The organism is Streptomyces sp. NPDC006309 (assembly GCF_040613095.1).
GTDB lineage: Bacteria > Actinomycetota > Actinomycetes > Streptomycetales > Streptomycetaceae > Streptomyces.
The window spans coordinates 26,150-38,727 of the sequence record NZ_JBEXRO010000011.1 but is presented as its reverse complement, the minus strand read 5'-3'; the positions used below and the strand labels follow the sequence as shown (position 1 = coordinate 38,727).

11 protein-coding genes and 1 pseudogene are annotated in these 12,578 nt (G+C 70.8%); 8 read left to right on the top strand and 4 right to left on the bottom strand.

Features of this window, described 5'->3' with window-relative positions:
- The first annotated feature begins 182 nt into the window (after positions 1 to 182).
- Positions 183 to 1,292 carry a DUF2786 domain-containing protein gene (locus ABZ117_RS16650; protein WP_356821350.1) on the top strand — a complete coding sequence of 370 codons (1,110 nt, stop codon included), beginning with the start codon at positions 183 to 185 and terminating at the stop codon, positions 1,290 to 1,292.
- Positions 1,293 to 1,295: 3 nt separating this feature from the next.
- On the opposite strand, the gene ABZ117_RS16645 is transcribed toward ABZ117_RS16650, so the two are convergent.
- Positions 1,296 to 1,811: a DUF4232 domain-containing protein gene (locus ABZ117_RS16645; RefSeq protein WP_356821348.1), complete on the bottom strand. Its 516-nt coding sequence runs from the start codon at positions 1,809 to 1,811 to the stop codon at positions 1,296 to 1,298.
- Between the two features lie 485 nt (positions 1,812 to 2,296).
- Between ABZ117_RS16645 and ABZ117_RS16640 the strand changes: the two genes are divergently transcribed.
- A complete protein-coding gene (locus tag ABZ117_RS16640) occupies positions 2,297 to 2,515 on the top strand; it encodes a DUF397 domain-containing protein (RefSeq protein WP_121791093.1) in 219 nt (72 codons plus the stop codon).
- A gap of 110 nt (positions 2,516 to 2,625) precedes the next feature.
- On the opposite strand, the gene ABZ117_RS16635 is transcribed toward ABZ117_RS16640, so the two are convergent.
- The gene (locus ABZ117_RS16635) at positions 2,626 to 3,102 is read right to left on the bottom strand and encodes an ATP-binding protein (RefSeq protein ID WP_356821346.1); all 477 of its coding nucleotides are present in this window, start codon (positions 3,100 to 3,102) and stop codon (positions 2,626 to 2,628) included.
- A 376-nt stretch (positions 3,103 to 3,478) separates the two neighbouring features.
- Between ABZ117_RS16635 and ABZ117_RS16630 the strand changes: the two genes are divergently transcribed.
- The 4 genes and pseudogenes from ABZ117_RS16630 to ABZ117_RS16615 form a co-directional block, all read left to right on the top strand.
- The gene (locus ABZ117_RS16630) at positions 3,479 to 4,303 is read left to right on the top strand and encodes a helix-turn-helix transcriptional regulator (RefSeq protein ID WP_356821618.1); all 825 of its coding nucleotides are present in this window, start codon (positions 3,479 to 3,481) and stop codon (positions 4,301 to 4,303) included.
- A gap of 88 nt (positions 4,304 to 4,391) precedes the next feature.
- The gene (locus ABZ117_RS16625; RefSeq protein WP_356821344.1) at positions 4,392 to 5,852 is read left to right on the top strand and encodes an aldehyde dehydrogenase family protein; all 1,461 of its coding nucleotides are present in this window, start codon (positions 4,392 to 4,394) and stop codon (positions 5,850 to 5,852) included.
- 106 nt (positions 5,853 to 5,958) lie between these two features.
- Positions 5,959 to 6,498, top strand: coding sequence for a DinB family protein (locus tag ABZ117_RS16620; protein WP_356821342.1), 540 nt, complete (start codon positions 5,959 to 5,961; stop codon positions 6,496 to 6,498).
- A 47-nt stretch (positions 6,499 to 6,545) separates the two neighbouring features.
- Positions 6,546 to 6,656, top strand: a pseudogene (locus tag ABZ117_RS16615) (PadR family transcriptional regulator); the annotation flags it as partial.
- A gap of 165 nt (positions 6,657 to 6,821) precedes the next feature.
- On the opposite strand, the gene ABZ117_RS16610 reads toward ABZ117_RS16615, so the two are convergent.
- On the bottom strand, positions 6,822 to 8,228 hold the full coding sequence (locus ABZ117_RS16610; RefSeq protein ID WP_356821340.1) for a glutamate decarboxylase: 1,407 nt from the start codon (positions 8,226 to 8,228) through the stop codon (positions 6,822 to 6,824).
- Positions 8,229 to 8,262: 34 nt separating this feature from the next.
- Positions 8,263 to 9,549, bottom strand: a complete 1,287-nt coding sequence (locus ABZ117_RS16605; RefSeq protein WP_356821339.1) for an ion channel protein — start codon at positions 9,547 to 9,549, stop codon at positions 8,263 to 8,265.
- Between the two features lie 112 nt (positions 9,550 to 9,661).
- On the opposite strand from ABZ117_RS16605, the gene ABZ117_RS16600 reads away from it, so the two are divergent.
- Both ABZ117_RS16600 and ABZ117_RS16595 read left to right on the top strand, forming a co-directional pair.
- Positions 9,662 to 10,423 (top strand): MerR family transcriptional regulator, encoded by a 762-nt coding sequence (locus tag ABZ117_RS16600; protein ID WP_356821337.1) that lies wholly within the window; start codon positions 9,662 to 9,664, stop codon positions 10,421 to 10,423.
- 177 nt (positions 10,424 to 10,600) lie between these two features.
- Positions 10,601 to 12,484, top strand: coding sequence for an ABC transporter ATP-binding protein (locus ABZ117_RS16595; protein ID WP_356821335.1), 1,884 nt, complete (start codon positions 10,601 to 10,603; stop codon positions 12,482 to 12,484).
- The last annotated feature ends 94 nt before the right edge of the window (positions 12,485 to 12,578 follow it).

Genomic DNA, 12,578 nt, shown 5'->3' with positions numbered 1-12,578 from the left:
CGCCGTGCCCCCGTTCCACCCCCGCCCCCGCGCATGGCGGAGTTGCATCGGGCGAGACGCCGGCCCGGTCGCCATGATTCCGGTACCGGCCCCGGCCTTCCGTGCCGATCCGCGCGGACAGTTGTCCACAGGGTGTGGACGGCCGGCCCCGGCTGTCGGTGCCGCATGGCACGATCGGCAGTGTGACCAGCACCGCCAGCACCGTCGAGCGGGCCTTCCGCGCCGCCCTCTACGACGACACCGACGCCGGACTCGACACGGCCGCCTCCCTGCTCGCCGCCGACCCCGCCGCGGACGCCGAGGTCGCGCGGCGTGGCGAGGACTTCGTGGCGTCGGCCTGGCAGCGCGGCTGGCAGCCCGCCGACGTCGTGCGGCTGGTGCGGCGCGAGCTGGACGACGTACATGTGCGCCTGGCCGCCACGCTGATCCGGGCCCAGGCCGGGCGGGACCGGCCGCGCGGGCGCCGCTGGGCCGCCCAGCTGGAGGCCCTGGCCGAGGGCTCCGTGCCCGGGGCCGACCGGTTCTCGCAGGCCACCGCCGTCCTGGAGCTGTACCGCCTGCTGCTGCGCCTGCCCTCGCTGGAGCCCCTGGAGGACGAGTCCCGCCGGGCCCCCGGTCCCGGTGCCTCCCGCATGCTGAGCCGCATCCGCGCGCTGCTCGCCAAGGCCGAGGCGACCGGCTTCCCCGAGGAGGCGGAGGCGCTCAGCGCCAAGGCGCAGGAGCTGATGGCCCGGCACAGCGTCGACGAGGCGCTGCTCGCCGCCGAGGCGCCCGCCCCGGACGCGCCCGGCGCCTGCCGCATCGGCGTCGACCCGCCGTACGAGCAGGCCAAGGCGATCCTGCTGGACGCGGTGGCCACCGCGAACCACTGCCGCGCGGTGTGGAACGAACCACTCGGCTTCTCCACGGTCGTCGGCTTCGAGGGGGACCTGGAGGCGGTCGAGCTGCTCTACACCTCGCTGCTGGTGCAGGCCACGCACGCCATGACCGAGGCCGAGGCGGCGCAGCGGGCCGGCGGCCGCAAGCGGACCAAGTCGTTCCGGCAGTCGTTCCTCGCGGCCTACGCGCACCGCGTGGGCGACCGGCTCGCGGCCGCGGCGGAGACCCAGGTGACCCGGGACCTGCTGCCGGTGCTGGCCACGCGCGAGATAGCCGTCACCGGCCGGCTGGAGCGCATGTTCCCGCAGACCACGACCACCCGGCTGCGCGGGGTGAACGACGCCGCGGGCTGGACCGAGGGTGCCCGCGCGGCGGACCGGGCGCAGGTCAGAGCCCGCCGCCGGATCGGCTGACCATCAGTCGCCGACCTGCTGGAAAGCGCTGACGGAGGCGTCCGGGCCGCCGCCGCTGCCCCGGCCGGCGACGGGGCCGTACGACCACGGGAAGGACCGTGTGGTGCCGGATCCGGGCAGGCTGATCCGCACCGTCCTGACCGCCAGGGTGTTCTTGTCGCCGTCCTTGCCGCGCACGTAACTGATCGAGAAGGACGCGGAGTCGCCCTTGGCGAGCTTCAGCTTCTGCGCCTTCGCGCCCTTGAGCGGGGGCACGGCGGCCTGCGCGGTGCCGGTTTTCAGCACGGCACCCGCGAAGTGCTCCAGCGTGCAGGGAGCGCTGTGGTTGGTGATGCTGACGGGGACCTCGCCGCTGTCTCCCGCCGCAGGAGCCACGCTCGCCGATCCGATCTGTACGGAGACCCCGCCGATCGCGCAGGCCGAGCCGGCGCCGCCCCCGGTGTCGTTCCCGCCGCCGTCGCAGGCGGTGAGCAGGAGGGCGGCGGTGAAGGCGGTGACGGTGAGCGGAATGACGCGCATGAGCAGGTCCCTGTCCACGTGGTGGTGACGGTGCCTGTGCATCATGGCCCCTGGGCGCGGGTCCGGTTCGCGCGACCCTCCTCGACCGCCCGGGATCCGGCGCGGCACCCCGCCGGCCGGACCGTCACCTGAACCCTGGAACAGTAAGGGCTCGCTACGCGTCTCTTCCTTGTGCACGGGGGTTCGATCCGGACGGTTCGGCCCGAAGACGGCACGCGCCGTCATGGGTGGAGCCGGACCCGGACCGGCCTGTCTGCTCCTGGGCAGGCGGCGGACCGGCTCCGGTAAAGCAGGCGTCAAGACCGTAATCGCGGGACCACTCCGCGTGCACGTGCATCTGCTCATGCGTTTGCACGTGAACAGAGTTATGATCCGGGTCAGTTGACTACAGCATCTATGGCCACATCAGCCAGTGCACCACCGGGGAGCGACCTGTGGACCGCGACGTTGACAACGTGTACGGGGGGTACGACGTGTACAACGGCATGGCTGCCACGCAGCTGGACGGAGTGGCCTGGCAGAAGAGCAGGCACAGTAATTCGCAGGGTTCCTGCGTGGAGTTCGCGAGACTGCCGGGCGGCGAGGTCGCCGTCCGCAACTCGCGCTTCCCTGACGGGCCGGCGCTCGTCTACACGCGTGCGGAGATCGAGGCGATGCTCCTCGGCGTCAAGGACGGCGAGTTCGACCATCTGGTGGGCAGTTGACGCCGGCCCCGCGCGCGACGGCCCGTTGGCAACGATGTCGGAGGGGCGGGTGCGCCCAGGTGATGCGCTGACGCGCGTAGACAGCGGGCGGCCGTCGGTGCCGTACCGGATCAGCCGGCCGCTTTGAGGCGGAACATCGCCCAGACCACTTTGCCGTCGAGGGTGCCCGCGAGCGGGTGCCAGCCCCAGCTGTCGGCAAAGGAGTCGACCAGGAACAGCCCGCGGCCCGACTCGGCGGAGAAGTCCTCCGAGTCGCGCGGGACGGGCGTCTCGTGGCTGGGGTCGCGCACCGCGCACACGAGCCGCTCGGTCCAGCGCAGAAGGTGCAGCCGCACGGACGGGCCGCACCCCTCGCCGCGGCGCTGGTCGGCCGGCAGCGCGTGGCGCATGGCGTTGGTGACGAGTTCGGAGACGACCAGGCATATGTCGTCGAAGCGCTCGCCGACGTCCCACGGGTCGAGGGTGTCTCGGGTGAACCGCCGGGCCTCGCGCACCGCCTCGTACCGGGCGGGCAGGACGCAGGAGGCGGCATCGGACACGGCCGCGGGGTCCAACGGCGGAAGGCCCTGCCGTAACGGCTTGAGCATGGTCGATCCATTCGTCCCCATGCGAGGCACTCCCGGTTGTTCGCGGTCGTTGCGATGCAGCGGTGGCGCGGCACCCATGGTTTCGGATGCGTAGAGCAGATGCAAGGGCAGATGCACGTGCACGTGACCGAAATGGGGCTGCCCGTACCACTTCTTGGCCATTTTTTCTGCCATCTACCCGACGGTTCCCCGCGGTTTCCGTCAGAGGTCCCGACCTCTCCCCCTCCGGACCCCGCCACGACGGCCGAGGTCTTTCCGTTTCCGTAACCGGACGAGTACTGCTCGAAGTGTTTTAGTGGCAGACTTCGGCCTCTGGAGACGGTTGGGGAGGCTGGCGAACGTGAGCGCGGGAGAGCCCGGATCGGTGGTGCGGCGGATGCTGCTCGGCTCGCAACTCAGGCGACTGCGTGAAGCACGGGGGATCACGCGCGAGGCGGCGGGATACTCGATCCGCGCCTCCGAGTCGAAGATCAGCCGGATGGAGCTGGGCCGGGTGAGCTTCAAGACCAGGGACGTGGAGGACCTGCTGACGCTCTACGGCATCACGGACGAGTCGGAGCGCGAGTCGCTGCTCTCCCTCGCCCGGGAGGCCAACGTGGCGGGCTGGTGGCACAGCTACACCGACGTCCTGCCGACCTGGTTCCCCACCTATGTGGGCCTGGAGGGCGCCGCCTCGCTGATCCGCGTCTACGAGGTGCAGTTCGTGCACGGCCTGCTCCAGACCGAGGAGTACGCCCGCGCGGTGGTCCGGCGCGGCATGAAGGGCGCGAGCGCCGCCGACGTGGAGCGGCGGGTCGCGCTGCGCCTGGAGCGGCAGAAGTACCTGCTCTCCGACAACGCCCCCGAGTTCCACATCGTCCTGGACGAGGCCGCCCTGCGCCGCCCCTATGGCGACCGCGAGGTGATGCGCGGCCAGCTCCAGCACCTGATCGACATCTCCGCACGCCCCAACGTACGGCTCCAGGTCATGCCGTTCAGCTTCGGCGGCCACTCCGGCGAGAGCGGTGCCTTCACCATCCTCAGCTTCCCCGACGCGGACCTGTCCGACGTGGTCTACCTCGAGCAGCTGACCAGTGCCCTCTACCTGGACAAGCGTGAGGACGTCGGCCAGTACGAGCAGGCACTGAAGGAGCTGCAGCAGGACAGCCCCGGACCGGCCGAGAGCCGGGACCTGCTCCGCGGCCTCCTCCAGCTGTCCTGACCCCGCCCAACTCCCTTGCATCGCCAGTACCATGACGACCGATCAGACATGGCGTAGATCTGGTGTCCGCTAGCGATTGAGGGATCACATGTCGTCCTACTTCACCGACCTGGCCCAGCAGTACATCGGCGGCGAGTGGCGCCCGGGTACCGGCTCCTGGGACGTCATCGACTTCAACCCCTACGACGACGAGAAGCTGGCCTCGATCACGGTGGCCACGGTCGACGAGGTGGACGAGGCATACCGGGCCGCCGCCCGCGCCCAGAAGGAGTGGGCCGCGACCAACCCCTACACCCGGCGCTCGGTGTTCGAGCGGGCGCTGAGGCTGATAGAGGACCGCGAGCAGGAGATTGCCGACCTGATCATCGCGGAGCTGGGCGGCACGCGCGTGAAGGCCGGCTTCGAACTGCACCTCGCCAAGGAGTTCCTGCGGGAGTCGGTCCACCTCGCGCTGCGCCCCGAGGGCAAGATCCTGCCCTCACCGGCCGACGGCAAGGAGAACCGCGTCTACCGCGTGCCGGTCGGCGTCGTCGGTGTGATCAGCCCGTTCAACTTCCCCTTCCTGCTGTCGCTGAAGTCGGTCGCCCCGGCCCTCGCGCTCGGCAACGCCGTGGTGCTCAAGCCGCACCAGAACACCCCCATCGCCGGCGGCACCCTCATCGCGAAGATCTTCGAGGAGGCCGGGCTGCCCGGCGGCCTGCTCAACGTGGTCGTCACCGACATCGCCGAAATCGGTGACGCGTTCATCGAGCACCCGGTCCCGAAGGTGATCTCCTTCACCGGCTCGGACAAGGTCGGCCGGCACGTCGCCACCGTCTGCGCCGCGAACTTCAAGCGCTCCGTCCTCGAACTCGGCGGCAACAGCGCACTGGTGGTGCTGGACGACGCCGACCTCGACTACGCGGTGGACGCGGCGGTCTTCAGCCGGTTCGTGCACCAGGGCCAGGTCTGCATGGCCGCCAACCGGGTCCTCGTGGACCGTTCCGTCGCCGACGAGTTCACCGAGAAGTTCGTCGCCAAGGTCAAAACCCTCAAGGTCGGTGACCCGCGCGACCCGCGGACCGTCATCGGCCCGGTGATCAACTCCGCGCAGGCGGGCGCCCTCGCGGGCACCGTCGAGCAGGCGCTCGCCGAGGGCGCCACCGCCCTGGTGCACGGCACCACGACCGGCAACCTGGTCGAGCCCAGCGTGCTCACCGGCGTCCCCGCCGACTCCGCCCTGCTCCAGCAGGAGGTCTTCGGCCCGGTCGTCTTCCTCATCCCCTTCGACGGCGAGGAGGAGGCGGTGCGGATCGTCAACGACACCCCGTACGGCCTCAGCGGCGCCGTGCACACGGGTGACATCGAGCGGGGCGTGGCCTTCGCCAAGCGGATCGACACCGGCATGTTCCACGTGAACGACGGCACCGTCCACGACGAGCCGCTCGTGCCCTTCGGCGGTGAGAAGCACTCCGGCATCGGCCGCCTCAACGGCGAGACCACGCTGGAGGCGTTCACCACGGTCAAGTGGATCTCGGTGCAGCACGGGCGCAGCGGCTTCCCGTTCTAGGGCCACTCGGTTTCACGGCCGCGGGCCCTTTAGGACAGGAACTGACCTCAATGGCTCGTAGCGTCATCGGTGTCAGGCAGAAGGACCCGATGAGAGGCGGTCGGTCATGGTCACGCATGTGGCGGCGGAGGCGAAGGGCGACGAGCGCGGGGCACTGCTCGCGTTCATCGAGGAACAGCGCGGCGGCATCCGCCGGTCCCTGCTGGGGCTGACGGAGGAGCAGGCCCGCTCCCGCCCCAGCGCCAGCGAGCTGTCCCTCGGCGGCCTGCTGAAGCACGTCGTCGAGGTCGAGCAGTCCTGGATCGCCCTGGCCCGGCAGGAACCGCCGGCGGTGCGGCGCGACGCGTCGAACTGGAACGAGACCTTCCAGCTGATCGGGGACGAGACGGTCGCCTCACAGCTGGCGTACTGGGAGCGGGTCGCCGCCGGGACGGAGGCGTTCATCCGCTCCGCGCCGAGCCTGGACGACACCTTCCCGCTGCCGCCCGACCCCTGGTTCCCGCCGGAGGGACGGGTCTCGCTGCGCTGGCTGTGCCTGCATCTGATCCGTGAGACGGCCCGGCACGCCGGCCACGCCGACGTCATCCGCGAGTCGCTGGACGGGAGGACCGCGTTCGAGCTGGTGGCCCTGGCGCAGGAGGCCTGACCGCCGCGGCCCGCGGGCGGGTGGACGTACGGCCATGACCTGGTCGCGTGCCGGCGATCCGTCTTCTCGTGCTGGGCGCGGTCCGCCGGCACGGGCGGGCCCACGGTCACCAGGTCGGCGACGACCTGGAGTACCGGGGCGCGCACGAGCGGTCCTCCTACGACCACAAGACGGACATCCGTTCGGCGGCCACCGGCTTCCCCTTGTCGGCGTGCTCACCGAGGGCCAGGAGAACCCGTACGCCACGGGGGAGCGGCATCCACAGGACGGCCGCTGACCGAGTCCGGCCGATGGCGCTAGGTCGTGTCGTTTGACGCCACGGCCTAGTGGTGGAATCCGGTGGCCGCCTCCTTGTTCCGGGCCAGGGGGGCCTGCTGCCGGCGGAGTTCGGGCAGCAGGCGGGCCAGGTCGGCCACGAACAGGTCGGCCAGGTCGTGGGAGAAGCCGTTGCGGCACACGATCCGCAGCACGGACAGGTCCTCCCGGTTGGCGGGGAAGGTGTACGCGGGCACCAGCCAGCCGCTCTCGCGCAGCCGCCGGGAGACGTCGAAGACGTCGTACGCCGTGACGTCGTCGGTCGTGGTGAACGCGAACACCGGCAGCTCGTCCCCGCGCGTGAGCAGCCGGAAGTCGCCCATCGCCTCGATCCGGCCGGAGAGCGACCGCGCCACGTCCCGCGTCGACTGCTGCACCGCGCGGTAGCCCTCGCGGCCCAGCCGCAGGAACGTGTAGTACTGCGCGGCCACCTGGGCGCCGGGCCGGGAGAAGTTCAGCGCGAAGGTGGGCATCTCGCCGCCCAGGTAGTTCACCCGGAAGACCAGTTCCTCGGGCAGCGCCTCCTTGTCCCGCCACAGCGCCCAGCCGACCCCGGGGTACACCAGACCGTACTTGTGGCCCGAGGCGTTGATGGAGGCCACGCGCGGAAGGCGGAAGTCCCACACCAGGTCCTCGTCCAGGAAGGGCGCGACCATGGCACCCGAGGCCCCGTCCACGTGCACCGGCACGTCCAGCCCGGTGCGCTCCTGGAGGGCGTCCAGGGCGGCGCACAGCTCGGCGACCGGCTCGTAGGAACCGTCGAAGGTCGAGCCGAGGATGCCGACGACCCCGATGGTGTTCTCGTCGCACAGCTCGGCGGCGGCCTGCGGGTCCAGGTGGAACCGGTCGCCCTCCATGGGCACCTGCCGGGCCTCCACCTCCCAGAAGGCGCAGAACTTGTCCCAGCACACCTGGACGTTGACACCCATCACCAGATTGGGCCGCGCGCCCGGATACCGGTCGGCGTTCCGCTTCATCCAGCGCCGCTTCAGCGCCATCCCGGCGAGCATGCACGCCTCGCTGGAACCGGTCGTCGAACATCCGACGACGGCCGCCGGGTCCGGCGCGTGCCACAGGTCGGCCAGCATCGCCACGCAGCGCCGCTCCAGCTCGGCCGTGCGCGGGTACTCGTCCTTGTCGATCATGTTCTTGTCGCGGCACTCCGCCATCAGCACCCCGGCCTGCGGCTCCATCCAGGTGGTGACGAAGGTCGCCAGGTTCAGCCGGGAGTTGCCGTCCAGCATCAGCTCGTCGTGCACCAGCTGGTACGCCGTCGCCGGCGGCAGGGGGGCGTCCGGGAGCCGGTGCGTGGGCGGGGCCTCGGTCATGCCGCCGACCGGGTTCGCCTCCCCGAAGAACGGGTTGACCGACATCGGGCGTTCCGTGTGCTTCTGGGGACCTTTGTGCAGAGCCATGGGTGTGCCTCCGGGGGATGGGAGAGGGAGGGGGTCAACGGAGCGGAGTGCCGTCCTCGCGCAGCTGCATCTGCGGGCGGCCCGTCACCAGCAGCCAGGCCGGCAGTGAGGCGATGGTCAGCAGGGCGATGATCGCGGGCGACGCGACCAGGACGGCGGCGGTGAACAGGCTCACCCAGCCTTGCCGGGTGATGGCCAGCAGCATGCCCAGGACACCGGTCGCCACGCCCACCGAGGGATGCACGGCCGGGACGAGCGCGTGGGCGCACAGGCCCAGGGCGGTGCCCACGAAGACGGCGGGGAAGATGCGGCCGCCACGGAAGCCGCAGGACGCGGCGACCAGCAGCGCGGCCAGCTTGACCACGGTCATCGTCGCGAACTGCCCGGCCGACCAGCCCCCGGGGTCACGGGCCAGCTGCCCGACCTCCGACAGCCCCTTGAACAGCGTCAGATGGCCGCCCACGGCCGCCAGGGCCCCGAGCACGGCCCCGCCGGCCGGCAGCATCAGCATCGGGTGCCGCAGCCGCCGGAAGCCCGCGTGGACGTACGGGAAGGCGTACACGGCGCCCATGCCGAGCAGCGCGGACACGGGCGCGATCACGAGGGCCGCCAGCAGGTCCCCGGCGTGCGGGCGGCCCATCGGCGGCAGCCCGAGATCGAAGGTCGGCCGGGCCACCAGGGTGGTCGTCATGGCCCCGCACGCGCCGGCCGTCAGCGGCGCGAACAGGTTGTCCCACAGCCGTCCCCGCATCGGCCGCCCCGCCAGCGCCTCCGAGATCACCAGCGCCGCCGCCACGGGCGTGCCGAACAGCGCGCCGATCGTCGCCGACTCCGCGAGCACCGGCCACAGGGCGTCCGGCGCCCGGGGCAGCAGGCGCCCGCCGAGCCAGGCCGCGAGGCCCACGTTCACGGCGATGATCGGGTTCTCCGGGCCGAGGCTGGGGCCGCCGGCCAGCATCAGCGCGGTCGCCAGCACCAGCCCGGGCAGCACCCCCGGCCGCATGACGGTGGCGTCGAGGCCGAGGGTGGCCGGGTCGGGCCCGGCGTGCCCGGGCACTTTCCAGACCACCAGCCCGACGGCGATGCCGGCCGCCACGAGCATGACGAACATCCAGAGCACCGAGTAGCGGCCCACGCCGAGCGCGTCCGGCAGGGGGCCCCACAGCACGTGCTGGAGCCGCTCCGCCGCCGTGCTCACCCCGACGAAGATCAGGCTCGCGGCCACGCCCACGGCGACGGCGGGCAGGATGAACGGCAGCAGGGCCCGTGCCGGGGCGGTGGGGGCGCTCCGAGGCGCCTGCTGCGTCGTCTCCTGGGCCACCCGCTCACCATAAGCGGACAAATCGCACCCAACATCCTGGACATGCACCGGCTTGCACCTCACGCGACGTGAGGCCTCAGCGTGGAGACGTACCGACGACAAGGAGCGGAAAGTGAGCTACTCCGTGGGACAGGTCGCGGGGTTCGCCGGGGTCACGGTGCGCACCCTGCACCACTACGACGAGATCGGCCTGCTCGTACCCGGCGACCGGACGTACGCCGGCCACCGGCGCTACGACGACACCGACCTCGACCGGCTCCAGCAGATCCTGTTCTACCGGGAGCTGGGCTTTCCGCTCGAGGAGGTCGCGGCCCTGCTCGACGACCCGGATACGGACCCGCGCGCGCACCTGCGCCGCCAGCACGACCTGCTGACCGCCCGGATCGAGACGTTGCAGAGGATGGCCGCGGCCGTGGAGCACGCCATGGAGGCACGCAGCATGGGCATCAGCCTGACGCCGGAGGAGAAGTTCGAGGTCTTCGGGGACAACGACCCCGAGCAGTACGCGGAAGAGGTGGAGGCCCGCTGGGGCGGCACGGAGGCCTACGCCGAGTCGCAGCGCCGGGCCGCCTCCTACACGAAGGAGGACTGGAAGCGGCTGCGGGCCGAGAGCGACGAGTGGAGCCGGCGGTACGTCGCCCTGATGGCCGACGCCGAGCCGCCGGCCGCTGAGCGGGCCATGGACCTCGCGGAGGAGCACCGGCGGCACATGAACACCTGGTTCTACGAGTGCGGATACGAGATGCACGAGTGCCTGGGCGACATGTACGTCCGCGACGAACGCTTCAAGGTCTTCTACGACGCCATGCGCCCCGGCATGGCCGAACACCTGCGTGACGCCATCCGGGCGAACGCGGCCCGGCACCGGGCGTGACGCACGCACAGCCGGCGTTCCGGGACTGACGAGTGGCCGCCAAAAACACGCCGAACAAAGGAGAATGATTAACTTGTGCCGCTTCGCATACGGCTTCCCATAGTGCGCCGGTCGCCCACCCAGCGGTCAATTAACCCATAACTTTACATCGTGCGTGGCATGTTAGCTTTGGGCGTCTTGACGACGGGAATCGTGCAGCAGGGCCTTCCTTCCGGTGCGTGCGCATTCGCCGTGACCGTCGGCAAAACGGGGGGAGCGCTCATGGCGGTTCACGTGAAGAACGCGGGTCCGGGAGTCGGGGCCACGAACGGCGCGGGGTCGGTCGCGAGTGTCGCCGGGAGGCACACCGGGCTGCTGCTCACAGGCGTCCTCCTGGGCCTGCTGGGGGTCGGCGCCTCGCTCGCCCAGCCCTGGGCCATCGGGGAACTGATCCAGGCGGCGGGCGAGGACGCCCCGATGACCGGCCCCATCGCACAGCTCGTCGGGCTCTTCTGCGCGGGTGCCCTTTTCTCCTCGCTCCAGGCCTACGCCATCGGGCGAGCCGGGGAGAATATCGTCTTCGACGTCCGGCAACTCTTGGTCGGGCGGCTACTGCGCGCCGATCTCACCGCATTCGGGAAAGAATCCCAAGGCGATATTTTCACCCGCGCGGTCACCGATACCTCACTTGTGAAGATCGCCCTTTCGCAGAGCCTCGCCCAGCTGATCGTCAGCGGCGCCACGGTCATAGGCGGCATCGTGCTGATGTTCCTCATCGACCTGTGGCTGATGGTCATCACCATGTGCTGCCTGGGAGCCGCCAGCATCATCTCCATCGCGCTCGCCCGGAAGCTGCGCAAGGTAGCCCTGCAGAACCGGGACGACACCGGCGCGTTCGCCAGCGACATCCAGCGCGTGCTCTCCGCTCTGCCCACGGTGAAGGCGTCCCGCGCCGAGTCTCGTGAGGCCGCCCGCATCGGCACGCTGGCCGACAGGACACGGCGTTCGGGCATCCGGGTCAACGGCTACAACGCCCTTCTGGTGCCGTCCATGAACGTCGGCACGCAGGGTGCCTTGGCCGTCGTCGTGGGCGTCGGGATGTCCTGGGTGGCCCGCGACGAGATGGACATGGCCAGTCTGACCACCTTCATCATGTATCTGTTCCAACTGGTCTCGCCGCTGGTGATGTTCTTCATGGGGGTGGGCCAGTTCGTCCAGGGCCGAGCCGCCATACACAGGGTGGACGAGCTCGCCCGCCTGCCCCAGGAAGGCAACGGCACAGCCGGTGCGGCGGGCCCCGCCCCCCTCGAAGCGCTGGTCCCGCACCGGCCGGCGGTCGAATTCCACGACGTGCGCTTCTCCTACCGGCGAGGCAAGCAGGCGGAGAAGACGCAGGTTCTCGACGGCGTCTCGTTCAGCGTGCCGGCGCGTGGGCTGACAGCGGTGGTCGGGCCCTCGGGCGCGGGCAAGACCACCGCCTTCCAGCTGATCGAACGCTTCTACCCGGTGGACGGGGGCCGCATTCTGCTCGGCGGGCAGGACATCGAGTCCCTGCCCCTCGACACGGTCCGCGGGCTGGTGGGCTACGTACAGCAGGACAGCGCGGCCATGCGCGGCACCATCCGGGAGAATCTGACGTACGCCAATCCCCACGCCGGTGAGGACGCCATCCGGGAGGCGGTGGAGATGGCCGGTCTCACTTCGGTGATCGCGCGTCTCCCGCACGGCCTCGACACGGAACTCGGTGACCAGGGCAGCGGATTGTCCGGCGGTCAGCGCCAGCGCCTGTGCATCGCGCGTACGCTGTTGCAGCAGCCCGCGATCATGCTGCTGGACGAAGCCACCTCCAACCTGGACTCCGACTCGGAGCGGGACTTCCGCGACGTGTTGCGTCGGGTCTCCCGGCGGTGCGCGGTCATCGCCATCGCCCATCGGATCTCCACGGTGATCGACGCTGACAAGATCCTGGTGATGGAGGCGGGCGGAGTCCGGGCCACCGGCGTGCACCACGACCTGATGGAGCGCGACGAGCTCTACCGGCGCCTGGCCGGCTCGCAACTGCACGCGAGCCCGGCTTCGTGACCGCGCTGACCGCGCCGGAACAGAGGGCACCGTGGGCGCCCCCGCCCTCCTTCGCAGCCGGCCGGCCGCCGTATGCCGGACTCGGCGAGCAGAC